Genomic DNA, 21,770 nt, shown 5'->3' with positions numbered 1-21,770 from the left:
GGCCGGGGCGCCCGGAGGTCCGCACGGGACGGGTAGGTGGTCGCCCAGTCGGCCGCCTACCCGCCGGCGGTGCTGGCGGTGCCGCTGGCGGTGCTGGCAGTGCTGGCGGCGCCGCTGGCGGTGCCGGCCACCCCCGCCTCGCGGGTGCGCAGCGCCGCGAGAAGGTCCAGGTCCACGCCGGCCAGGCTGTCCAGCAGATGCAGACCGTCGGCCGGGTCGATCGGCACCTCGGACACCACGAGCACCGCCGCCCCGGCGGCCAACGCGCTGGCCGCGCCGGCCGGCGAATCCTCGATGGCCACGCACCGCCCGATCGGCACGTCGAGCATCCGGGCGGCGGTCCGGTACGGCTCCGGATGCGGCTTGGTGTTGCCGACCTCGTCCCCGCAGACCACCACGTCGAAGTTCTCCCGGCCGAGGGTGGCCAGCGCCACCTCCACCAGGTGCCGCGCGGTGGAGGTGACAAGCGCGGTACGGATGCCCGCGCTCCGCACCGCCCGCAGCAGGGCGTACGCGCCGGGACGCCATTCGATGCCGGCCCGCAGCAGGTCGGCCACCCGGCTCTCCAGCCAGGCCGCTCCCGCGTCCGGGTCGCGCCACGGCTGCCCCAGGTCCTCGTGCAGGATCGCCATCGAGTGCGCCATGCTGGAGCCGATCATCGCCAGCCGGGCGGCCGGGGACACCGTCCCGCCGTACGCCTCGGCGAGCTCGGCGATGGCGATGCCCCACAGCGGTTCGCTGTCGATAAGCGTGCCGTCCATGTCGAACAGCACGGCGGCCGGATGCGGCATTCTCGACCCTCCTCGCCGGTAGGCGGCCGACCGGGTGCTCCGCTCGACGCGCCGACTGATCGTGTCAACCCGACGGCGGCCGGGAAGCGCCGCCGGCCGGACATGTGGCGCGTCCCTCACCGGCGCCGGCGAGCCCGGCCCGGCCGGGTCAACCCAGCCCGCAGGCGGCCAGCGAGTCCTCGTACCCGTTGAAGAACGCCGTGGTGCGCTGCTCGACGCTGCCGTGCGAACCCTCGGCGAACCATGGCTGGTCCGGGTCGTCGGCCACGGCCGCCAGCCCGGTGCGGAACTCGTCGAGGTCTCCGTCGTCGAGCGAGAGGTCCCCGGTGCGGACCATGTCGCCGATGTAGGCCCCGGCCATGCAGTCGGCCTGCAACTCCTGCTGGATGGTGTAGTCGTAGCGGACGCCGAGCCGGGTCTGGATCCCGTGGGCGTACTCGTGACCCAGCAGGTAGAACAGGAACGCGTCGCCCACCTGCCGGAACGCGGCGAGTGCCCAGTTCACGTCGTAGGCGATGAAGTCGCCCGCCGAGCAGTAGACCGCGTTGTTGCGGGGCACCGGCTGGCCGCCGCAGGCGACCTCACCCTCCCGCTGGTACGCCCCGACCTGGCGAATCGGCTGGAACCGTTGCCGGGACTGGCTGAACCGCTCGCCCCAGTACCGCTCCGCGAGGCCGACGGCGCCTCGGATGTCGCGTTCGAACTCCTCGACTGTGTCGGTGCCCTCGGGTCCGTCCTGCTCGCCGGAGGCTGCCGGCGGTGACCCGTTCGGCTCCCCCGCGCCCCGCTCGTCCGGATCCACCCCCACACCGCAGGCGAGGACCAGGGCGACCGCGCTGATCAGGGCACCGAGTCGCGGACTGATCCCGATGCGGTGCTGCGCGGACACGGCGACCTCCTCGATAACGGTTCGACCACCGTCGACGGACGGTACTTACCCCACCTTCCGCCGCTCGACGCCTGCCGTCCAAGCGGGCGCGGGCCGGTGAGGGACGTTCCGACGCACCGCCTCCGCGCCGCGGGACCACGGTTACGGCGGGCGCAACCGCACGGGTGCCGGGTCAGGCCGGGACGGCCTGCACGGCGGCGGTGATCGCGGTCGGGTCGACCGTCCCGGTGCCGGGGGGTTTGGGCTTGGCTGGTCCGGCAGGTTGCTCGGGCGTCGGCTCCTGCGCCGGCTCCGGTCCCACGTCCACCGACTGCGTCACACCGGACCGGACGGTCACCTCCCGACCCGCGGTGAGGGCGGCCACCAGCCGGTCCACGTCGTCGGCGGGCAGCCGGAACGAGCCCCGGCACAGGGGCCCCAGCCACAGCGAGACCACCACGATCCCCAACTCGGGGTGGTGGGTGATCCGCATTCCCCGGTCCTCGCCGCGCGCGTCGGCGAAGATCGCTCCCCGGTCGTGTTCCGAACCGATCTCTGCCATGGGTTCAGCATGCCGCATCAGCGGGGTACGCGAGAAGCCCTCCGCCGGCCGCTCGGGTGTGAAGCGGGCCAGAGGGGGTAGCCGCCTCCCGTCTCGCCGCTGACGGGACCAGGTCGGGCGGTTGTTGGGGAGGGCGGGCGGGTGCGGGCGCCGACGGTGGACCAGCGGGCGATGTGTCTGATCGCCACGGTCGCCCTCGGCCTCGGCAGCGTGGTGGCGTTCTGGCTGGGCGTGTACAGCCTCGGCAACGGGCTCACCTACGCCGGCCGGTTGACCGGAGCGCTCATCGTGGTCGCCGGCGTCACCATGTTGGCCGGCTCGTTCGCCGCGGTCGACCTCTACCGGTCGACGGTCCCCCGGTCCGCCGGCGGGCGCCGGCCGGCGTTCCGCGCCTCCCCGGCGTTGGTGCTGGTGGGCGCGTTGGCGGTGCTGTCACTGGGTCTCACGCTCCTGGTCACCCAGGTCTGGAGCGGCGATCCCGGGCCGGCCGTGGTGCTCTGGATCGTCCTGATCGTGCTGGCGCTGACCGTGCTCACCCTGCTGAGCGCGCGGGTGGAGATACCGGTGCTGAGCCCGCGCAAGTTCGCCGTGGGGCTGTCGGTGACCGCACTGATCGGGGTGGCGAACTTCGCGTACTCGCAGATCTATCTGCCGGCGGCGCAGATGCCGTCGGTGTCCGTCAAGCCGGAGTTCGGCACGCCGTCGCGGGCGCCCGGCCGGCCGGACGTGTCGGTCCCGGTGTCCGTGACCGTGAAGGTGGGGCCGACGGCGCTGGTGCTGCTCGCCGCCACCTACACGGTGCAGGGCACGGTGGCCGAGATCCGGCCGGGTCGGGACGCGGCCCGGTTACGCGCCGACCTGAGCCGGGAACGCGACCCGTCGGCCACCACCGACGTCGCCCGGGAGGAGTTCCTCCAGGCCGGTCACCTGCTCAGACCCGGCACCGAGTTGGCGCCCGGCGACGAGACCCGGTTGACCGAGATCGTGCACCTGAGGGCTCCGGTGGACTACACGTCGGTGCAGCTGTCCGTTCGGCTCTACTACCTGCGCGGCGACCGGGCCAAGCTGGACGGCTACGACCAGGCCGAGACGTCGTTCGACGGCGACGGGGTCCGGCACGTGCGGGACGGCCCCGACTGGGCCAGCGAGCCCGGAGACGACTATGTCCTGTTCAGCGGCGTGCTGACCGAGGGCAACGAGGTGTTCCGGCGGACCCGCAACACCGTGTACGCCTGCTTCTGGTGGGTGCTGCCCCGCGACGGTGACGGCAGGCCCACCGCGCCGAGCACCAACGTGATCCTGTCGTATGTCGATCCGAGCCGGCGCGACACGCAGAACTTCGACGGCGACGACGGCTCCTCCACCATGACGCCGCGCAAGGTGGCCAACCGCTACAGCGCCTGGCAGCAGACGGCCAACGTCGTGTTGCCCACGTCGGACTTCAAGGTGCCGCTGTCCTGACCGGACGATCAACCGCCGTCGGCGGGTGGCATGGTCCGCTCGTACGCGTGGGTCGTCTCGACCGGCCGGAAGCCGAACCGCGCGTTGACCGCCTGCATCGCGGTGTTGCTCTTGGCGGTCCAGGTGTGCAGCCGGTGCCGGTCCCCGCGATGTCGGGCGAGTTGACGCAGGTTCGCCACCTTGAGCGCGGTGCCGAGCCGGTGGCCACGGTGCGCCGCGAAGACGAACGTGTCGTCCTGCAGGACGTTCGCCGGGTCGTCGTGCGGCACGTCAATGATGCTGTACCCGGCCGGCTCGCCGGTGGCGTCGTGCGCTACGGCGACCAGTTCCCGATAGCTCTCCGCCAGCCGGCTGTCCCTGGCGCGGATCCGCTCGACGTCCCAGACCACCTGGTCCCGGGTCAGGTCGCCGGACGGCACGTCGCCGGACATGGCTGTCAGCATCCGGCTGAACCCGGCCAGGTGTTCCTCGGGGCACGGCCCGGCCCACCGGGTCAGCCGGTATTCGCCGGCCCGCTCGGCGGCGGCCTCGGCGAGCCGGTCGAGCAGACCGTCGTCGGCCGGCAGCGGCAGGGCCAGGTGGTCCTCGACGTGCTTGCTGGTGAATCCCAGCCGCTCGGCGAATCGGGTGCCGGGCCAGCTCCGGGTCGTGTGTCCGGCCGGCACGTCGATCTCGCGCTGCGCGACGGTGCGCCGCTCCGCCGCGGCGATCTCGACCGCCCGACCCCACAGCGCCGTGCCGACGCCGCGGCACCGGTGCTCCGGCGGGACGTCGATCTCGATGTCGATCGTGGTCCGGTTCTCGGTGAGCGGGAGGCCGACCAGCAGGGCACCGACCGTGCGTCCGGCGCTGACCGCGGCGACCGCCAGCCAGCGATGATGCGGGCCGTCGCGGCGCAGCCGCCGACGCATGGTCGGCCAGTCCGTCACGAGCGCGGCCGGACGGTCGGCGGTCGCCCCGGCGTGCAGGGCGATGTACCAGTTCCGCAGCGCGTCCTCGTCGTGCGGATCGACATCGTGGATATCGAGCACGCCGGCAGCCTGGCAGCCGGTTCCGCCGCCGGCAACGCATTTCCGCTGGGGCGACCGACGGCGCCGAGGGGTGTTCCGGTCACCGGGCGGTGGTAGCGTCGGCGCACCCGCCAGCGTCCGTCGGGCTGATCGTCCCGTCAGCGGGGAATCGCACCATTCTCGGGGGATTGGAGACGACGTGGACGCCAGCCACGTGGCCGACGACCTGGACGACGTGTTGTTCACCGAGGCGGAGATCCTCGACCGGGTGGCGGCGCTGGCCAGGGCGCTGGAACGCGACCATCCGGGGCGGGACCTCCTGCTGGTCGGGGTGCTCGGCGGCGCCGCGACGCTCACGGTCGACCTCGCCCGGTCGTTCGACAGGCACGTCGAGGTCGGCTGGATGGCGGTGCGGTCGTACGGCTCCGGCACGTCCTCGTCCGGCACGGTCAGCCTGCTCAAGGACCTGGACCTGGAGATCACCGACCGGCATGTGGTGATCGTCGACGACGTGATCGACAGCGGTCTCACCATCGCCTGGCTGGTCAACCACCTGAGGCGGCGGAAACCGGCCTCGCTGGCCGTGTGCGCGCTGCTGCGCAAGCCGGCGGCGCCGTCGTTCGACGGCATCCCCGTGTACGTCGGGTTCGAGGCCGGGTCCGGCATGCTCGTCGGCTACGGGCTGGACTACGCGGGGCGGTACCGAAACCTGCGCTCCGTGGCGGTGCTGGCCCCGCACGTGTACGGCGCCGTGAGCGCCCGGTAGCTCCTACGGTGATCGCGTTACGCTTGCCGGCACCATGAGCGACTACGGACACGATCTGCTCTTCGGCACCTTCCAGACCCCGGCCGCGGCCGACCCGGCGCGAGTCGTCGCGACCGCCCGGCGGGCCGAACGGGCGGACCTCGACCTCGTCACCTTCCAGGACCACCCGTACCAGCCGGCGTTCCTCGACACGTGGACCCTGCTGTCGTACGTGGCGGCGGCGACGCACCGGATCCGGCTCACCGGAAACGTGCTGAACCTGCCGTTGCGCCAGCCGGTCGTGCTGGCCCGCGCCGCCGCGAGTCTGGACCGGCTCAGCGGTGGCCGGGTCGAACTGGGCCTCGGGGCGGGCGCGTTCTGGGACGCCATCGAGGCGTCCGGCGGTCGCCGGCTCTCCCCCGGTCAGGCCGTCGAGGCGCTGGACGAGGCGATCCGGATCATCCGCGAGGTGTGGGCGGCGGACCGGCGCGGCGGAGTCCGGGTGGCCGGCGAGCACTACCGCGTCGCCGGGGCCAAGCGCGGACCGGCCCCCGCGCATGACATCGGCGTCTGGATCGGCGCCTACAAGCCGCGCATGCTGGGCCTGGTCGGGCGGGTCGCCGACGGTTGGCTGCCCAGCCTGTCATACCTGCCGGGCGGCCCGGCCGACCTGCGCGACCTGAACGCGCGGATCGACGACGCCGCGTCCGCCGCCGGCCGCGATCCGACCGCCGTCCGCCGGCTGCTGAACATCTCGGGCGAGTTCACCACCGCCGGCTCCGGTCCGCTCACCGGGCCGCCCGCGCAGTGGGTCGAGGAACTCGCCGGGCTCGCCCTGGAACACGGGATCTCCGGTTTCATCCTGGCCACCGACGACCCGGACACCATCGACCGGTTCGGCGCCGAGGTCGCCCCCGCGGTCCGCGAACTGGTCGCCGCCGACCGCGACCGGTCCGAGCCCGACACCGCCTCCCCCACGGCCGATCCCGGGGTACGCCTCAGCGACCGCCACCCGTGGGACGAGTCCACCCGGCCGCAGGCCCCGCCCGCCCCCGCGGGACACACCTACACCGAAATCGGACGCTCGGCCGGCCAACACCTGATCGACGTACACGACGGGTTGCGGGCGGAGCTGGCCCAGGTCCGCGACCTGCTGGAGCAGGTCGAACAGGGAGCGTTGTCGGCGGGTGAGGCACGCGGTCAGCTCAACCGGCTCGCCCTGCGGTCCAACGACTGGACGCTCGGCGCGTTCTGCGCCCGATACTGCGCGGTCGTCACCCAGCACCACAGCCTGGAGGACGGCGCGATCTTCCCACACCTGCGCCGCACCGAACCCGGCCTGGCACCGGTGCTGGACCGACTCCAGCAGGAACACGTGGTCATCCACGAGGTGATCGAGGAGGTGGACCGTGCGCTGGTCGCCCTCACCCAACGGCCCGGCGACCTGACAGAACTGCGGAAGGCGGTGGACCTGCTCAGCGACACCCTGTTGTCCCACCTGTCGTACGAGGAACGGTCCATCGTGGAACCGCTGAGCCGGCTCGGCTTCTATCCCGGCCAGCTCTGAGCCGGAATGTCACGCCGGTCGTGGCGCGGGCGGCGCAGTGGGCCGGCCGCGCCGCGACTCACGCCGCTCACCGCCCCGGTGGTTCCAGGTCGGCGACCAGACCGTAGTGGTCGCTCGCGACCGCGCCCGGCCGGTCGAAGATCCGCTCACAGCCGGTGATCCGCAGCGTCGGTCCGCCGTGCGTGCCACACCGCACCATGACGTAGTCGATCCGGCGGAACGGCCAGTCCCCGTCGGCGGCGTACGGGTTCTCCGGAACGAAGGTCCGCCCCGGCTCGCCCGGACGGGCGCTGACCCAGGCGTCCCGGTAACAAACGCTCATCCCGTCCAACGCCGCGTGCCCCGTCCAGAACCGCACACTCGCGGCCTCCGGATCCGCGTTCAGATCACCGGCGAGCACGACATGACCGGACCGCTCGGCGGCCAGCTCCGCCACCGTACGGGCGGCGGCCACCGCCTGAAGCTGACGCTCGTGCTCGTGGTCGAGCCACCAGTCCGGCAGATGGTGCACCAGCCACAACGGACCGATCGGGGCCGGCGCGTCGATCTCACTGATCATCGTGGTGCTCGCGGACCCCTCGGTCAGGTGCAGGTTGACCTCCACCGTTCGGCCGATCGGCCAGCGGCTGGCGATGACCGCGCTCATCCTGGCAGCCCCCACCTCCCGCTGGCGGACCAGGTGATAACCGGCTCCGAGGATCTCCCGGGCCTGGTCCCGACCACCGTCGACTACCACCTCCTGGAGGGTCACCAGGTCGGGCGCCAGGTCGGCGAAGCCGGCCGCCAGGACCGTTCGCCGGTATTCCCAGTCCGGTCCCTCACCGAAGATGTTCATCGTCGCAGTCCGCATCTGTCACCTCGATCGCTCGTCAGGCGGGCCGCGCGCCGCTATCGTGGCCCGCCATGGAGATCCGTGCTGTCCGGGAGGAGGAAGTGTCCCACCTGGAGAGCTGGCTCCCCACCGGGCCGACCGGGGACCATGCCCGACGGTTCGCCCGCCAGCAGGAGGGCACGAGTACGTTTCTGGTGGCCTGGCGGGGTGACACCCCGGTCGGATCGGTGGAGGTGTTGTGGGACGGGCCACGCGCACCCGCGGTCCGAGCGCGGTTCCCCGACTGTCCGGAGCTCAACGGTCTGCAGGTGTGGCCGGAACGGCTGCGGTCACAGGGCATCGGCCGAACACTCATCGCATACGCCGAACACCTGGCCCGACGCGGCAGCACCCGGATCGGGCTCGGCGTGGCCGACGGCAACGACCGCGCCACCGTCCTCTACGAACGACTCGGATACCTCGACGCCGGATGCCGGTATCTCGACGAGTACGACCGCGTCGACGACGCGGGGACGCACCATGTGGCTGACCCGTGCCGCTTCCTGATCAAGGGACTCGGACGGCCCTGGTTCAGCCGGCGGCACGTCTCCGGCGACGAACGGATCTGAGGGCGAGTCCGACGGCGAGTGCGCCGACCAGGACGACGCCCGCCACGGTCAGCACGGCGGCCAGGACGACGCTGCCCCCGGGTCGCCCGGCCGCGTTGTCCGCGCCGGCCGGAGGCGTGGGCGCCGCCGTGGGCGGGCTGGGCTCGACTGGGCTGGCCCGCGGGCTAGGCGCGGACGAGGTCGGCTCGGGAGCGCTGACGGGATAACGCAGGATCGTCGGTGTCCTACCTTGTCCGGTGCCTTCCGAGACGGTCAGGATCATCCGGCCGTCCCGGCTGTACGTCACCGCCTCGCCCTGCGGTTCGTCGGGCAGTGGCACGATCCGGGGTGTTCCGCCGGTCAGCGCGGCGACCACGTCGCCGTCGGGGACGTCGAACTCGAACGCGTCCGCGTAGGTGCGCAGCAGCACCCGGCGTCCGTCGGGGGCGGTGGCCGCGCCGGTGATCGACGTGCGGCCCAGGAAGGAGAACGGGTTGCTGGTCGTGGTCGCCGGCAGCCGGACCTGCCCCACCCGGGTCAACGGTGTCGTCGCCCCCGCCCGGGTCAACGGTGCCTGCGGCGCGTACAGCACGCCGGAGAACTTCGTCACGAGAAGCGGCCGACCGTCGCCGGTGAGCAGCATCGCCTCAGCGTCGTGTGGACCATCCGGGTACGCCAGTCGGTACAGCACCGGCCTGTTGGCTCCCGGGGACAGCTTCCACACCGCGACGGTCGACCGGGACCGGTCGTTGTCCCCGATGTCGGCCACCCAGATCGTCCCGTCGGGGCCGAGGGCCAGGTCCTCGGTGTCCAACGGCCGGGACGGATAACCGACGGCCCGGGTGACCGCGCAGGTCGGACCGAGGAAGAAGATCCGCCGGCGGGACTCCTCGTCGGAGCCGTCGTTCACCACGACGTACCCGTCCTTCGTGGCCGCCATCCCGGAGATCTCGACCAGCCGGCCGTCCCGCACCTGGCACACCGGCGCCGGCGACGTGGCCCGCGCCGACGCTGTCCCGCCCGCGAACGCGGCGCCCGGGGCCACGCCGCCCGCGAACGCGGCGTCCGGAGCCGCCGCGAACGCACCCGGGGCCGCCGCGACCGCATCCGAGGCCGCCGCCATGGCGCCGCCCGTCATGCCCAGACCCGGGGCCGCCGTCACGACGAGGGTGATGGCCAGCGCGGCCAGCCTCCCCCGCCGGGGCATCCACCCGGCGCCGTCGCGCATCGCCCCCACCCCCCGTCCCGACGGCACGAGACCCCGAGCGTACGCGGCGACCCCGTCGAGCGGAGGCCGGTTGACCGCTCCGCGGGACCGCCCTCGCCGGGAACCCGCCGCCAGGTGAACGCGTTCACCCTCCGGAGGGACGCCCACGCGGGCGGAGCCGAACAGCATGGTGACGAGCCGTCCGATGGGAGGAGCAGCCATGCCAGCGTCGACCCCCGGTTGGCCTGCCACCACCGCCCACCTGACGCCACGCTGGGCGAGGTGGGCGGCGTACACGGTGACCCTGCTGACGGTGCCGTCGGGGCTGTGGCGCATCGCCCTCGGCGTCGGTATCCCGGTCGGCTTCAGCGGTGAACTGGCCCGGCTCTACGCCGCGCCGGGCTGGATCACCCCGTACGTCCTCGGTCTGACCGTGTTGGCGGAGGCCGCCGCCCTGCTCACCCTCGGCCTGGTGCGGCCGTGGGGCGAGGTGCTGCCCCGTCGGCTGCCGTGGGTCGGCGGCCGGCGGGTGCCCACCTGGCTCGCGGTCACCCTGGCGACCCTGGGGGTCGTCGCCCTGACCGCGATCGCCGTGCCGACGGTCGCGTTGTGGTACGGCCCGCAGAACAACGGCGACCCGGACGCACCGCACGGGCTGGCCGGCTTCCTGATGACCGCCGCCTACGCCCCGCAACTCGCCTGGCCGCCGCTGCTCGCCATGGTCACGGTGGCCTACTACCTGCGCCGCCGGACAGCGGCCCGCCGACCAGCCGTGGCTGATCAGGCCGCCTCGCGGTGACCGGTGCAGGCCCGCCGCACCGCGTCCGCGAACCGGTCCCGGCCGAGCCCGTGGTAGAGGTCGCGGGCGTCGTGTCCGGGCGCCGGCATCAGGACGTGCCGGGCGAGACCGGCCGACCGCAACCGGGCGAGACAGGCGAGACCGGCCGGGTCGTGGTCCGGGATCACCACCAGGGACGGGTGGCCGGCGAGGACCCGGGCGAGCCGATCGACGTTGACCGAGGCGGCGCCACCGGCCCACGTGGTGGCGTACCAGCCGCGCAGGGCGTCCACGCTGGACTCCGACTCGACAAGCAGCACCGGCTCGCCAGCGGCGAGAGCCATCCGCACCTCGGACTCGCGGTACAGCGGCAACTGGGCGATGGCGATGCCGTGCAGGCCGGGCCGTCGACCGCCGGCGGGCAGGACGGTCTCCCAGATCAACTCCTTGTACGGGCCGTGGCGCCACCGTTCGAGCACCGCGGGACCGTAGTCGTGGACCGCGTCCAACCGGAACCCACGGCTGGCCGGTGACCCCGCCCGACGGCTCCGGATCGGCGGGAAGTCGAGGCGCAGGCCGACCATCGCCGCGTACCGGTCGGGAGAGACCGGCGGCGGGGCGCGGAGCCGGTCGCGGGAGCACCGCAAGGCGGTCAGGATGTCGGCCGTGGTGCAGCCGGCGAAGCACTTGAGACTCAGGCTTCCGTCGGGGAAACCGCGCACCGACAGCGACGGGATCTCGTCCCGGTGCGCGGGGCACTGACGCACCGTACCCCCGGCCGGTCCACTGCCCACCACGTCGAGCAGGCCGGTCATCCAGGTGTAGGCGGTCATCGCCGATCACCCCGCAACGCTTCACGCATCGCCGCTGATGGATGATTCTCGCAGCACCGGCCGTCGCCGTACAGTGCGGCGGCGACCGGCTGGCCGGTCGCCGGCTACTCCCGGCAGGAGGGGTCGTTGGGGACGACCGCGATGGCGGCGTACGGGCTGTCACCGTGGTACGCCACGTACAGCCGGTTGCCGTGATCGCACTTGGTCGACGCGTTGGAGAAGCCGTCCGGGAACGTGATCACATCGGCGGGGGTGCTGTTCGTGGTGTTGGACCGGGGCGCGTCGTTGAACGGCTCCGTGATCTTCGAACAGCCGGCGACGATAAGCGTGACCGCGATGGCGAGGCTGACGGCGAGACCCTTTCGGGTGACGGTGATGGTCATGCCGGTTCTCCTTCGGGACGGTTGACGGCGTGCCCGACGGTAGTAGGACCGGTCGAACGCTCAGTGATGATCCGCTCGGGGGTGCGGGGTGTCGCGCGGTGAAACCCACTTCTCCCGACGGCCTCCCGCACCCCGAGTCGATCATGTGTCAGGGCTGGCCCGCTGGCTGGTCCCGGCTGGTTCCCGGGGCTGTCCCACGGGCGGTCCGGGCTGGTCCAGCGCTGGAGCCGGACCGGCGCGGCGGACCCCGTTCACCGGGCGGCGCCACGTACTGTGACCGCCGTCGCATTGTGTCCGATCCGTACCTGAAAGTCGTTAACGGGGGTTGCCACCCACGGCGCGGCCGGCGGGCCCCAACCTGCTCTGGCACGTAGGCTGGCGGACGTGAGTGAGTTCGACGGACTGCCCGTGCTCCGGTCCCCCGTGGCCATCGCCGCCTTCGAGGGGTGGAACGACGCCGCCGACGCCTCCACCGCCGCCGTCGAACACCTGGAGCAGGTGTGGCAGGCCCGGCGGATCACCGAACTGGACCCGGAGGAGTTCTACGACTTCCAGGTGAGCCGGCCGGTGATCACCATGTCCGACGGGGAGACCCGCCGGATCGAGTGGCCGACCACGCGATTCATGGTGGCCAGCCCGCCCGGGGTCGAACGGGATGTGGTGCTGATCCGTGGCATCGAGCCGAGCATGCGCTGGCGCACCTTCTGCGAGCAGGTGCTCGAGCTGTGCCACAGCTTGGAGATCGACCGCATCGTGTTGCTCGGCGCGCTGCTCGCCGACGTGCCGTTCACCCGCCCCCTGCCGATCAGCGGCAGCGCCTCCGACCGGGACGCCGCGGAGCGATACCAGCTGACCCCCACCCGGTACGACGGCCCGACCGGCATCGTCGGCGTGCTACACGACGCCAGCGCCAAGGCCGAGGTGGACGCCCTGTCGTTCTGGGTGCACGTGCCGCACTACGCCAACAACCCGCCCTGCCCCAAGGCCACCCAGGCGCTCCTGCACCGGGTGGAGGAGGTGCTCGACCTGCCGGTGCCGATGGCCGACCTGGCCGAGGAGGCCGCCGAGTGGGAGCAGCGGGTGCGTGCCGCGGCCGAGCAGGACGCCGAACTCGGTGAGTACGTGCGGGAGCTGGAAGAACGCGTCGGTGACGCGGGCATCCAGCCGATCACCGGTGACGAGATCGCCCAGGAGTTCGAGAAGTACCTGCGGCGGCGTGGCGGCTCCGCCGGCCCCACGGCCGGCTCCTGGTAAGCCGGCGGCTCAGCCGGTCGGGGCCGGCTCGGCGGCCTTCCACTCCGGCTTGACGGCCATCATCTGCGCGGTCTTGGCGGGGTCGGTGTCGACCAGGTCGCCGAGAACGTCGTCGATCCGGGCCAGCGCCTCATCGGGCAGCCGTACGCCGGCCGCGCGGACGTTCTCCGTCACCTGCTCGGGCCGGGACGCGCCGATCAACGCCGAGCTGACCCCCGGGCGGTTCAGCGTCCACGCGATCGCCAGTTGGGCCATCGACAGGCCGGCCGCCTCGGCCACCGGGCGCAGCTCACTCACCCGGTGCAGCAGCTCGTCGCCGAGCACCCGCCGGATGAACATCGGGGATCGACCGTCGCGGGCGGCCCGGGAGTCGGCCGGCGGTCGTTGTCCCGGCAGGTACTTGCCGGTCAGTACGCCCTGCGCCAACGGCTGGAAGGCGATCTGGCCGATCCCCTCGGCCACGCAGAGCGGCACCACCTCGGGTTCGACCACTCGCCAGAGCATGTTGTACTGCGGCTGGTTGGCCACGATGCGAGAGCGCAGTCCGAGTTCGTCGGCGAGATCCAGCGCCTTCCGCAACTGTGCGGCGGTCCACTCCGACACGCCCAGGTACAACACCTTGCCCTGGCGTACCAGGTCGTCGAAGGCGATGAGCGTTTCCTCCAACGGGGTGTTCCCGTCGAAGCGGTGTGCCTGGTAAAGGTCGACATAGTCGGTGTCGAGTCGACGCAGCGAGGCGTGGCAGGACTCCATGATGTGCTTGCGGGACAGGCCGCGGTCGTTGGGTCCGGTTCCGATCGGCAGGCACACCTTGGTCGCGATCTCCACCGACTCCCGCCGTACCCCGCGCAGGGCTTCGCCGAGCAGTTCCTCGGCGGCCCCCATTGCGTAGACGTCTGCGGTGTCGAATGTGGTGATGCCGGCGTCGACCGCCGCCCGGACGCAGGCCAGGGCCGCTTCCCGGGCGACCGACTCGCCATGGGTGAGCCAGTTTCCGTACGTGATCTCGCTGATCATGAGGCCGCTACGGCCAAGTTGGCGATGCTCCATGAAGATCCATTTTACGGCGTGTCGGTACGGGACACGCCACCCTCCGTAGGGCATCCTAGGAACCTAGCTGTTATGGGTGGGAGGACGCATGCAGATCAATCCCGGGGCCGCCGAGTTCCCGCATCGGCAGATCGCCGCTCAACTGCGGGCCCGGATCAGGCAGGGCGACTGGGCCGCTGGTGAACGGCTCCCGTCCATCCCGGCCATCGCCGAGATGTTCGGGGTGGCGAAGCAGACCGTCCAGCGCGCCATCGACCAGTTGCGGGTCGAGGGCGTGCTGATCACCAAACCCGGCTCCGGTACGTACGTCCGGGGCACCCGGCGCCGGCTGAACCGGCTGTCCCGCGGCCGGTACGGCGGCTTCCGCGGCTACCACGCCGACCTCGCGGCCCGGTACCGGCAGCAGTTGACCGAGGTCGGCCGGGCGCCCGCGCCACCGGAGGTGGCCGACGCGTTCGGCGTGTCCGACGGCACCGAACTGCTGGTCCGCCGGCACCTGGTCCGCACCGAGGACGCCCCCGTGGAGATCGGGGCCGCCTGGTTCCGGGTCACCGACGCGGCGGGCACCTCCCTGGAGCGGGCCGAGGCGTTCGGCCGCCCGCTCTACCAGGAGGCCGAGGAGGAGATCGGCCGGCGGTACGTCTCCGCCTCCGACCAGATCAGCGCCCGGCAGCCCAGCCGGGAGGAGGCCGAACTGCTCCAGATCCGGCCGGACACCCCGGTGCTGCACCTGCTGCACGTGGCCCGAGATCAGGCCGGCAAGCCGATCGAGGTGTCCCAGGCCACCTGGCCCGGTCCGATGACGACGCTCACCGAGGAATACCGGATCCCCGCGCCGGCCCCCGAGGCCGACCCCGACCCCGGTCTGGTGCTCGGCTGACCGTGCCGCAGGTGGGCCTGGACGTCGTTGGACACGGCCGTAAGTCGGCTCGGCAGGCTGACCCCACCTCCCGGCGGATTCTCTCGTACGCCAGGCCGGCGGTGATCCCGTCACGGGTCATGATCGCGCTCATGCGGGCGACCCGCGGCGGGACGCGTGGTGCGACGCCCGGGGCGCGCGGCGCGCGGCGGGTCAGAGCCGGATGCCGAGCAGCGCGTCGACGGTCCGCGCCATCAGCGCCGGCGCCTCGGCGTCGGTCCCCGAGCCGGCGAGTGTGGCGTCCGCCCAGCCGTCCACCAACTCCAGCACCCCGGGGGTGTCCAGATCGTCGGCGAGCCGGCCGCGTACCCGGGCCAGCAGTTCGACGGCGGACGGCCCGGCGGGGGCCGCGGCCGCCGCCCGCCACCGACCCAACCGGGCCGTCGCGGTGGCGAGCACCGCGTCGGTCCACGACCGGTCGGACCGGTAGTGGCCGGCGAGCAGCCCCAGCCGGACGGCCATCGAGTCCACCTTGTCCGCGCGCAGCCGGGAGACGAAGACCAGGTTGCCCTTGGACTTCGACATCTTCTCGCCGTCCAGTCCGATCATCCCGGCGTGCACGTAGTGCCGAGCGAACGGCGTCACCCCGGTCAGCCGCTCGGCGTGCGCGGCCGAGCATTCGTGGTGCGGGAATAGCAGGTCGTTCCCGCCGCCCTGCACGTCGATGGTGGGACCGAGCAGGTTGAGGGCGATCGCGGCGCACTCGATGTGCCAACCCGGCCGACCGGGTCCCAGGTCGCCGCCGGGCCAGGACGGCTCGTCCGCCCGGGCACCGCGCCAGAGCAGCGGGTCCAGCGGGTCGCGCTTGCCGGCCCGCTCGGGGTCACCGCCCCGCTCGGCGGAGAAGGCAAGCATCTGCTCGCGGGACAGGTTGGACTCGTGACCGAATCGGGGCGCGGCCGCCACGTCGAAGTAGACATCCCCGGTGCCGTCCTCAACCCGGTACGCGGCACCGTCCTTGAGCAGCACCTGCACCTTCTCGGCGATGTCCGGGATCGACTCGACCGCGCCGACGTAGTGCGCCGGCGGCATGATCCGCAGCGCCTCCATGTCCTCCCGGAACAGGGCCGTCTCCCGCATGGCGAGCACCACCCAGTCCTCGCCGTCGCGCTGGGCCCGCTCCAGGAGGGGATCGTCGATGTCGGTGACGTTCTGCACGTACAGCACCGGGTGGCCGTTGTCCCGCCACACCCGCTGCACCAGGTCGAAGGTGATCATGGTGGCAGCGTGTCCAAGGTGGGTCGCGTCGTACGGGGTGATCCCGCAGACGTACATCGTCGCCGCTCCCGCCGGAGTTGCCGGATGGACGGCGCGGCGCGCCGAGTCGAACAACGCCAACGGCTGGCCGGACCCCGGCAGCCCGGGCACCTCGTGCCCCGCCCAAGATTCCATGCCTGTCAGCCTAGCGAGCGCTCAGGGACCCTCCGGGGTGCCGACCGCGAAGTGATCGGCGCGACAAATCTGGCGCGAACCCAGGGCCGCGAAGCCCGGCGCGGCACACCGCGACACGCCGTGCGCGTCAGACGGGCGGCCAGGGCACCGCCGGCCAGTCCTCGGACGGCAGCGGGAAACGGTCGCCGGCCAGCAGCCGGTCCACCCGGCCGGACAGTGCGGTCAGCTCGGCCAGCGTCAGATGCTCAGCCAGTTCGTCGCCCAGCTCGCCGGGCAGTGCCGCCGCGAGACCGGTCAGCATCTCCACCGCGTCCGGCGGCAGCGGACGCCGGGCCCAACCCCACAGCACGGTACGCAGCTTGTCCTCGACGTGGAAGCTGACCCCGTGGTCCACCCCGTAGATCCGGTCGTCCGGGCCGACCAGCACGTGACCGCCCTTGCGGTCGGCGTTGTTGATCACCGCGTCCAGCACCGCCAACCGGGCCAGCCGCGGATCGTCGGCGTGCGCCAGCGCGTACGGCGTACCGTCCTCGTCTCGTGCCGAGGCGACCCGGAACCACCGGGGCGGCAGGCTGGCGGCGGGCACGAAGCCGACAAGCGGCTCGGCGTCGTCCGGCTCCTCGATCCAGAGCTGGCACGCTCCCGGACCGAGCGGCCCGTCCCGCAGCACGGTGGGCGGCACCAGGTCCCAGCCGGTCGCCCGGGACACCAGGTAGGCGCTCACCTCCCGGCCGGCGAGGGTGCCGTCCGGGAAGTCCCACAGCGGTCGCTCCCCCGCCACCGGCTTGTAGACGCAGCGCGCGGTGAGCCCGTCCAGGGTCAGGATGCCCCGCAGGGTGGTGTTGGAGGCGTCGACCAGCCGACCTTCGATCTCGAAGGCACCGTTGCGGAGCAGTCGTAACGCGGTCTCCTCGTCAAGCACCGGCCGCAGGTCCGACGTTGTCACCGGTGGTAGCCGTTGTGCCGCGGGCAGAGGTGGCCCGCGGGGTCCAACGGCTGACCGCACAGCGGGCACGGTGGTCGGCCGGCGGCCACCACCCGACGGGCCCGGTCGATGAACTCGCGCGCCGCCTGTGGTGTCAGCCGTACCCGGAGGCGGTCGAGGTCGTCGTCCGGTTCCTCGACGACGACCTCCTCGGCAACCGCCTCCACCTCGGTCTCGGCCCCGGCCAGCTCGATCTCGGCCTCCGCCTCGCCGGCGGCGATCGCCTCGATCACCACGGTCGCCGTGTCGACGTCGAAGGCCAGGCCGAGCGTGCCGACCCGGAACTCCTCGTCGACCGGGGTGTCCAGCGGCTCGTTGTCGTTCGTCGCGGTGGGCGGTTCGGGGAGTTGCACACCGAACCGTCGGTTCGCCTCGGTGAGCAGTTCCTCCAGCTTCTCGGCCAGCAGGGAAACCTGGACCTTCTCCAGGGCCACGCTGACCACGCGGCCACCGCCGCGGGCCTGCAGGAAGAACGTCCGTTCCCCCGGCGGACCCACGGTCCCAGCGACGAACCGCTCAGGCGGTTCGAAGGCGTGTACCTGGTGGGTCATGCGTCAAACCCTATCCGGAGCGCCGCGCGACCGCGCGACGCACCTCGGGGATCGGTCGACCGGTTCACCGGTCGGCGCCCGGCTCCGCGCTGCCGCCGCCCCCGCCGACCGGCGCGTCCGAGTCGGTGACCCGGGACCGCCGCCGCCGGGTCTTCTTCGGTACGACGAGATTGCCCAGGTCACCGCCGGTGTCGTTGAGCCGGAGCAGGAACGGTCGGGTGGTGGTGTAGCGGATCGCGGTCACCGATGCGGGGTCGGCGGTGATCCGCTGGAACAGGTCGAGGTGCATGCCCAGGGCGTCCGCGACGATGGCCTTGATCACGTCTCCGTGGCTGCACGCCAACCAGATCGCCTCGGGCCCGTGTTCGGCGGTCAGCTTGGCGTCCCAGGCCCGGACCGCCCCGACCGCCCGGGTCGCCATCGCCGCCATCGCCTCGCCACCGGGGAAGACCGCGGCGCTCGGGTGCTGCTGCACCACCGGCCAGAGTGGATCCTTCGCCAGGGTCTTGAGCGGCTGCCCCTCCCATGCGCCGTACCCGCACTCGACGAGACCGTCCTCCTCGATCGGGGTCGCCGCCGGCAGGGCCAGCGCCAGGGTCTGCCGGCACCGCACCAGCGGGCTGGTCACCACGGCCGCCAGCGGCAGGCCCGCGAGCCGGGCGCCGACGGCGAGGGCCTGGGTCCGGCCGGTGTCGTCGAGTTCGACCGGTTGCCGTCCGGCGAGGCCGCCGTCGGCGTTGGCGGTCGTTCGGCCGTGTCGCAGAAGCAGGAGGGTCGCCACGGTCACCAGCCTACGCGGACCATCCCTCCCGCGATCTTGCACTTCGGGTGGTTGTTACGTGCCTTCCATCCGTGTTTCGCGACACCGAAAATGCAAGATCACGCAGGATCGGGCGCTCCCATCACGTCGCGCAGGTAGGCCTGCGCGGAGTCGGTGGGTAGCGGCCGCGGGGCGAAGAACCGGCCGGTGCGGCGCAGGTCGACCACCCGGTCGGTGCGGAACACCCGCCAGTCGGCGCGGTCGCGGTCCCAGCCGAACAGGTACCAGCGCAGGCGGCGCAGCACCTGACGGTACGGCTCGACCTCGCGGCGACCGGTGACACCGCGCACCGTGCGGTAGTCGAACGTGACGATCTCGTGCCGCTGACTCGCCGTGGCGAGTTCGGTGAGCACCCGCGGCTCCGCGGGCGCTCCCACCTGCGGGGCGGCCTCCAGCGTGCCCCGCAGCGCGCGGACCTTGGGCCGCAACGCCGGGGGCAGCAGCTGATCGATCTTGTCGTACGCGGTGCGCGCGGCGATGTCCAGCCCGGCGGGTCCGTCCGGCGCCGTGGTCGCCGCCAGGGCAGCCAGCCCGACCAACGTCGCGACCGCCTCGTCGTCGTCGAGCAGCAACGGCGGAAGCCGGCTACCGGCCGACAGCCGGTAGTAACCGCCGGGCCCCGGCTGGGTGGTCACCGGGTAGCCGTACGACCGCAGCCGCTCGACGTCGCGGCGCAGCGTCCGCGGGCTCACGTCGAGCCGGCGGGCCAGTTCGTCGCCGGGGAAACTCCGGCCGCTCTGGAGGACCGCCAGGAGGGCGAGCATGCGCCGGGTGACATCGGCCATGCCGCCCATTCTCCAGCAGACGCGGTCAGAATCCGACCACATCTGATCCTAGTGTCGACCACATGGCACCCGAACGAGTCACCGCGTCGATGCCCAGCGAGCGCCCGGCGGCCCACCGGCTGATCCGGATCCGGGGCGCCCGGACCAACAACCTCGACGGGGTGGACATCGAGCTGCCCCGCGGCGCCCTCGTGGTGTTCGTCGGGGTGTCCGGGTCCGGCAAGTCGTCGCTGGTGTTCGACACCGTCGCGGCCGAGGCGGGGCACCAGTTGACCGAGACCTACCCCCCGTTCCTGCGCAACCGACTGCCCCGGTGGCGCCGGCCGGAGGTGGACCACATCAGCGGGCTCTCCCCGGTCGTGGTGGTCGACCAGCGCCGGATCGGGGGCAACGCGCGGTCGACGGTCGGAACCATCACCGACACGTACGCCTACCTGCGGTTACTGTTCTCCCGGCTGAGTGAGCCGCACGTCGGCGAGGCCAACCACTTCTCGTTCAACGATCCGGCCGGCATGTGCCCCACCTGCTCGGGCCTGGGTGAGACGCTGGTGAGCGCGGTCGACCGCTTCCTCGACCTGGACCGGTCACTGGCCGACGGGGCGATCCTGCTGCCCGGCTTCGGCGCGGGCCGCTACTGGTACGGGAAGTACGCCGACATCGGCTCCTTCGACGCCGACACGCCGTTGCGGGAGTGGTCCGAGGACGAACGCCGGGCGCTGCTGTACGGCGGCGCGGCCGCGGCCCGGCTCGGCACGCGACCACCGAAGGACTACGAAGGCATCGTCGAGCGGTTCGAACGGATCCACCTGCGCACGTCGGACAACCTCTCGGAACGCAAGCAGCAGGCGCTGGACCGGTTCACCCGGTCCGCGGCGTGCCCCGACTGCCACGGCGACCGGCTCAACGAGGCGGCCCGGACGGCCACCGTCGACGGGCACACCATCGGCGAACTGACCCGAATGGAGATCAGCGATCTGGCCGACCTGATCGCCGGGGTCCGGTCCGCGGCCGTCGCGCCCGTCCTGTCGGGCCTGCGCGACCGGCTGGACGCCCTGACCCGGATCGGCCTGGGCTACCTCAGCCTGAGCCGGGCCACGACGACCCTGTCCGGCGGCGAGTCGCAACGCGTCAAGACCGTCCGGCACCTGGGCAGCAGCCTCACCGAGATGCTGTACGTCTTCGACGAGCCCACCGTCGGCCTGCATCCGACCGACGTCACCGCGATGATCGACATGCTGCGCCGGCTGCGCGACGACGGCAACACCGTACTCGTGGTCGAGCACGACCCCGACGTGATGCGGGCCGCCGACCAGATCGTCGAACTCGGACCCAGTGCCGGTGGCGCCGGCGGCCGACTCGTATTCCGGGGCACCTGGGACGACCTCCGGCGGGCCGACACGCCCACCGGCCGGGCCCTGCGCCGGACCCGGTCCCGCCCCGCCGGGAGCCGGCGCCGCCCCACCGGCTCGCGGACCGTGGCCGGGGCGACCAGGAACAACCTGCGGGACGTGCGGGTCGACATCCCCACCGGCGTACTCACCGTCCTGACCGGCGTCGCCGGGTCGGGCAAGTCCAGCCTGGCCGCCGAGATCGTGGACCGGCACCACGCCACCATCATCGACCAGCGGCCGGTCGGTACCGGCCGGCGGTCCACCCCGATGACCTACGCCGGCATCGCCGCCGCCGTCCGGCGGATCTTCGCCGACGCGCACGAGGTGAGCGCGAAGCTGTTCAGCGCCAACTCCGCGGGCGGCTGCCCCGAGTGCGGCGGGCTCGGGGTCATCCGCACCGATCTCGCCTTCCTGGACACCCAGGAGGTCACCTGCGCCGCCTGTGGCGGGCGGCGGTTCCGGCCCGAGGTGCTCGGCTACCGGGTCGCCGGGCTCAGCATCGCCGATGTCGACGACCTCACCATCGACGAGGCCATGGCCTGGCGGGACGACAAGGTCATCCACCGCGCGCTCCGCCAGCTCAGCGCCGTCGGTCTCGGCTATCTCCGGCTCGGCCAGCCGTTCAGCACGCTGTCCGGTGGCGAAGGCCAACGCGTCAAGATCGCCAAGGAACTCGCCGAGGGCACCCCCGGCGACCTGTACGTCCTCGACGAGCCCACCACGGGCCTGCACCTGACCGACATCGACGTGCTGCTCGGGGCGCTGGACGAGCTCATCGGGGCCGGCCGGAGCGTCGTCGTCGTCGAGCACAACCTCGATGTGATCCGGCGCGCCGACCACGTCGTGGACCTCGGCCCGGGTCCGGGCCGGCACGGCGGCCGGATCGTCTTCGAGGGCACCCCGGAGGAACTCGCCCGGCACCCGGACTCACGGACCGGCGCCATCCTACGGTCCACCGACTGACCCCACCCCCACCCCACCCCACGCCCCACCCCACCC

The 21,770-nt window shown here is 72.6% G+C and carries 22 protein-coding genes; 8 read left to right on the top strand and 14 right to left on the bottom strand.

Going from position 1 to position 21,770, the window contains the following annotated elements; translation table 11 throughout:
- Positions 1-56: 56 nt before the first annotated feature.
- From ACFQUZ_RS27330 to ACFQUZ_RS27320, 3 genes are all read right to left on the bottom strand, one after another.
- Complete coding sequence (locus ACFQUZ_RS27330) at positions 57-773, bottom strand: HAD family hydrolase (RefSeq protein ID WP_377447352.1); 717 nt, start codon at positions 771-773, stop codon at positions 57-59.
- A gap of 166 nt (positions 774-939) precedes the next feature.
- A complete protein-coding gene (locus ACFQUZ_RS27325; RefSeq protein WP_377447265.1) occupies positions 940-1,680 on the bottom strand; it encodes a neutral zinc metallopeptidase in 741 nt (246 codons plus the stop codon).
- Positions 1,681-1,852: 172 nt separating this feature from the next.
- Complete coding sequence (locus ACFQUZ_RS27320) at positions 1,853-2,221, bottom strand: hypothetical protein (protein WP_377447263.1); 369 nt, start codon at positions 2,219-2,221, stop codon at positions 1,853-1,855.
- A 141-nt stretch (positions 2,222-2,362) separates the two neighbouring features.
- Here ACFQUZ_RS27320 and ACFQUZ_RS27315 point away from each other — a divergent pair, with 141 nt between their 5' ends.
- Positions 2,363-3,682 (top strand): hypothetical protein, encoded by a 1,320-nt coding sequence (locus ACFQUZ_RS27315; RefSeq protein ID WP_377447262.1) that lies wholly within the window; start codon positions 2,363-2,365, stop codon positions 3,680-3,682.
- Between the two features lie 8 nt (positions 3,683-3,690).
- Here the strand turns inward: ACFQUZ_RS27315 and ACFQUZ_RS27310 are convergent, their stop codons facing one another.
- The gene (locus ACFQUZ_RS27310; protein ID WP_377447260.1) at positions 3,691-4,713 is read right to left on the bottom strand and encodes a GNAT family N-acetyltransferase; all 1,023 of its coding nucleotides are present in this window, start codon (positions 4,711-4,713) and stop codon (positions 3,691-3,693) included.
- A 178-nt stretch (positions 4,714-4,891) separates the two neighbouring features.
- On the opposite strand from ACFQUZ_RS27310, the gene hpt reads away from it, so the two are divergent.
- On the top strand, positions 4,892-5,458 hold the full coding sequence (gene hpt / locus ACFQUZ_RS27305; protein WP_377447258.1) for a hypoxanthine phosphoribosyltransferase: 567 nt from the start codon (positions 4,892-4,894) through the stop codon (positions 5,456-5,458).
- Between the two features lie 34 nt (positions 5,459-5,492).
- A complete protein-coding gene (locus ACFQUZ_RS27300) occupies positions 5,493-7,004 on the top strand; it encodes an LLM class flavin-dependent oxidoreductase (protein WP_377447256.1) in 1,512 nt (503 codons plus the stop codon).
- A 67-nt stretch (positions 7,005-7,071) separates the two neighbouring features.
- Here ACFQUZ_RS27300 and ACFQUZ_RS27295 read toward each other — a convergent pair whose 3' ends face one another.
- Positions 7,072-7,854, bottom strand: a complete 783-nt coding sequence (locus ACFQUZ_RS27295; RefSeq protein ID WP_377447254.1) for an endonuclease/exonuclease/phosphatase family protein — start codon at positions 7,852-7,854, stop codon at positions 7,072-7,074.
- A 53-nt stretch (positions 7,855-7,907) separates the two neighbouring features.
- Between ACFQUZ_RS27295 and ACFQUZ_RS27290 the strand changes: the two genes are divergently transcribed.
- Positions 7,908-8,444 (top strand): GNAT family N-acetyltransferase, encoded by a 537-nt coding sequence (locus ACFQUZ_RS27290; RefSeq protein ID WP_377447252.1) that lies wholly within the window; start codon positions 7,908-7,910, stop codon positions 8,442-8,444.
- On the opposite strand, the gene ACFQUZ_RS27285 is transcribed toward ACFQUZ_RS27290, so the two are convergent.
- Complete coding sequence (locus ACFQUZ_RS27285; RefSeq protein ID WP_377447251.1) at positions 8,407-9,651, bottom strand: hypothetical protein; 1,245 nt, start codon at positions 9,649-9,651, stop codon at positions 8,407-8,409. The two genes, ACFQUZ_RS27290 and ACFQUZ_RS27285, sit on opposite strands and share 38 nt — an antisense overlap.
- Before the next feature lie 199 nt (positions 9,652-9,850).
- On the opposite strand from ACFQUZ_RS27285, the gene ACFQUZ_RS27280 reads away from it, so the two are divergent.
- Positions 9,851-10,429 (top strand): hypothetical protein, encoded by a 579-nt coding sequence (locus ACFQUZ_RS27280; RefSeq protein WP_377447249.1) that lies wholly within the window; start codon positions 9,851-9,853, stop codon positions 10,427-10,429.
- On the opposite strand, the gene ACFQUZ_RS27275 is transcribed toward ACFQUZ_RS27280, so the two are convergent.
- Both ACFQUZ_RS27275 and ACFQUZ_RS27270 read right to left on the bottom strand, forming a co-directional pair.
- Positions 10,411-11,241 carry a hypothetical protein gene (locus tag ACFQUZ_RS27275; protein WP_377447247.1) on the bottom strand — a complete coding sequence of 277 codons (831 nt, stop codon included), beginning with the start codon at positions 11,239-11,241 and terminating at the stop codon, positions 10,411-10,413. The two genes, ACFQUZ_RS27280 and ACFQUZ_RS27275, sit on opposite strands and share 19 nt — an antisense overlap.
- Positions 11,242-11,345: 104 nt before the next feature.
- A complete protein-coding gene (locus tag ACFQUZ_RS27270) occupies positions 11,346-11,624 on the bottom strand; it encodes a hypothetical protein (protein WP_377447246.1) in 279 nt (92 codons plus the stop codon).
- Positions 11,625-12,008: 384 nt separating this feature from the next.
- Between ACFQUZ_RS27270 and ACFQUZ_RS27265 the strand changes: the two genes are divergently transcribed.
- On the top strand, positions 12,009-12,878 hold the full coding sequence (locus ACFQUZ_RS27265; protein WP_377447244.1) for a PAC2 family protein: 870 nt from the start codon (positions 12,009-12,011) through the stop codon (positions 12,876-12,878).
- Positions 12,879-12,887: 9 nt separating this feature from the next.
- On the opposite strand, the gene ACFQUZ_RS27260 is transcribed toward ACFQUZ_RS27265, so the two are convergent.
- Positions 12,888-13,928, bottom strand: coding sequence for an aldo/keto reductase family protein (locus ACFQUZ_RS27260; protein ID WP_377447242.1), 1,041 nt, complete (start codon positions 13,926-13,928; stop codon positions 12,888-12,890).
- Between the two features lie 88 nt (positions 13,929-14,016).
- On the opposite strand from ACFQUZ_RS27260, the gene ACFQUZ_RS27255 reads away from it, so the two are divergent.
- Entirely contained in the window at positions 14,017-14,808 is a 792-nt protein-coding gene (locus tag ACFQUZ_RS27255; RefSeq protein ID WP_377447240.1) for a GntR family transcriptional regulator, read from the top strand.
- Between the two features lie 192 nt (positions 14,809-15,000).
- On the opposite strand, the gene mshC is transcribed toward ACFQUZ_RS27255, so the two are convergent.
- From mshC to ACFQUZ_RS27230, 5 genes are all read right to left on the bottom strand, one after another.
- The gene (gene mshC / locus ACFQUZ_RS27250; RefSeq protein ID WP_377447238.1) at positions 15,001-16,239 is read right to left on the bottom strand and encodes a cysteine--1-D-myo-inosityl 2-amino-2-deoxy-alpha-D-glucopyranoside ligase; all 1,239 of its coding nucleotides are present in this window, start codon (positions 16,237-16,239) and stop codon (positions 15,001-15,003) included.
- Positions 16,240-16,366: 127 nt separating this feature from the next.
- Positions 16,367-17,185 (bottom strand): SCO1664 family protein, encoded by an 819-nt coding sequence (locus tag ACFQUZ_RS27245; RefSeq protein WP_377447236.1) that lies wholly within the window; start codon positions 17,183-17,185, stop codon positions 16,367-16,369.
- Positions 17,182-17,775 (bottom strand): DUF3090 domain-containing protein, encoded by a 594-nt coding sequence (locus ACFQUZ_RS27240; protein ID WP_377447234.1) that lies wholly within the window; start codon positions 17,773-17,775, stop codon positions 17,182-17,184. Before ACFQUZ_RS27240 ends, ACFQUZ_RS27245 begins: the two co-directional genes overlap by 4 nt.
- A gap of 64 nt (positions 17,776-17,839) precedes the next feature.
- The gene (locus tag ACFQUZ_RS27235; RefSeq protein WP_377447350.1) at positions 17,840-18,565 is read right to left on the bottom strand and encodes a histidine phosphatase family protein; all 726 of its coding nucleotides are present in this window, start codon (positions 18,563-18,565) and stop codon (positions 17,840-17,842) included.
- Positions 18,566-18,654: 89 nt separating this feature from the next.
- Positions 18,655-19,380: a helix-turn-helix transcriptional regulator gene (locus ACFQUZ_RS27230; protein ID WP_377447232.1), complete on the bottom strand. Its 726-nt coding sequence runs from the start codon at positions 19,378-19,380 to the stop codon at positions 18,655-18,657.
- A 62-nt stretch (positions 19,381-19,442) separates the two neighbouring features.
- Between ACFQUZ_RS27230 and ACFQUZ_RS27225 the strand changes: the two genes are divergently transcribed.
- Positions 19,443-21,734, top strand: a complete 2,292-nt coding sequence (locus ACFQUZ_RS27225; protein ID WP_377447231.1) for an ATP-binding cassette domain-containing protein — start codon at positions 19,443-19,445, stop codon at positions 21,732-21,734.
- Positions 21,735-21,770 lie beyond the last annotated feature (36 nt).

Source organism: Plantactinospora sp. GCM10030261, assembly GCF_042666615.1.
In the GTDB taxonomy this organism is placed as follows: Bacteria; Actinomycetota; Actinomycetes; order Mycobacteriales; family Micromonosporaceae; genus KBS50.
Note: the sequence above shows the minus strand (reverse complement) of the source record. Positions and strands in the feature narration are given on the sequence as shown.

Bases quoted from the DNA above. Each gene is read 5' to 3' on its own strand.
- ACFQUZ_RS27320 (WP_377447263.1), bottom strand. From the start codon at position 2,221: ATGGCAGAGATCGGTTCGGAACACGACCGGGGAGCGATCTTCGCCGAC.
- ACFQUZ_RS27300 (WP_377447256.1), top strand. From the start codon at position 5,493: ATGAGCGACTACGGACACGATCTGCTCTTCGGCACCTTCCAGACCCCG.
- ACFQUZ_RS27295 (WP_377447254.1), bottom strand. From the start codon at position 7,854: ATGCGGACTGCGACGATGAACATCTTCGGTGAGGGACCGGACTGGGAA.
- ACFQUZ_RS27290 (WP_377447252.1), top strand. From the start codon at position 7,908: ATGGAGATCCGTGCTGTCCGGGAGGAGGAAGTGTCCCACCTGGAGAGC.
- ACFQUZ_RS27285 (WP_377447251.1), bottom strand. From the start codon at position 9,651: ATGCGCGACGGCGCCGGGTGGATGCCCCGGCGGGGGAGGCTGGCCGCG.
- ACFQUZ_RS27280 (WP_377447249.1), top strand. From the start codon at position 9,851: ATGCCAGCGTCGACCCCCGGTTGGCCTGCCACCACCGCCCACCTGACG.
- ACFQUZ_RS27275 (WP_377447247.1), bottom strand. From the start codon at position 11,241: ATGACCGCCTACACCTGGATGACCGGCCTGCTCGACGTGGTGGGCAGT.
- ACFQUZ_RS27270 (WP_377447246.1), bottom strand. From the start codon at position 11,624: ATGACCATCACCGTCACCCGAAAGGGTCTCGCCGTCAGCCTCGCCATC.
- ACFQUZ_RS27260 (WP_377447242.1), bottom strand. From the start codon at position 13,928: ATGGAGCATCGCCAACTTGGCCGTAGCGGCCTCATGATCAGCGAGATC.
- ACFQUZ_RS27255 (WP_377447240.1), top strand. From the start codon at position 14,017: ATGCAGATCAATCCCGGGGCCGCCGAGTTCCCGCATCGGCAGATCGCC.
- mshC (WP_377447238.1), bottom strand. From the start codon at position 16,239: ATGGAATCTTGGGCGGGGCACGAGGTGCCCGGGCTGCCGGGGTCCGGC.
- ACFQUZ_RS27240 (WP_377447234.1), bottom strand. From the start codon at position 17,775: ATGACCCACCAGGTACACGCCTTCGAACCGCCTGAGCGGTTCGTCGCT.
- ACFQUZ_RS27230 (WP_377447232.1), bottom strand. From the start codon at position 19,380: ATGGCCGATGTCACCCGGCGCATGCTCGCCCTCCTGGCGGTCCTCCAG.
- ACFQUZ_RS27225 (WP_377447231.1), top strand. From the start codon at position 19,443: ATGGCACCCGAACGAGTCACCGCGTCGATGCCCAGCGAGCGCCCGGCG.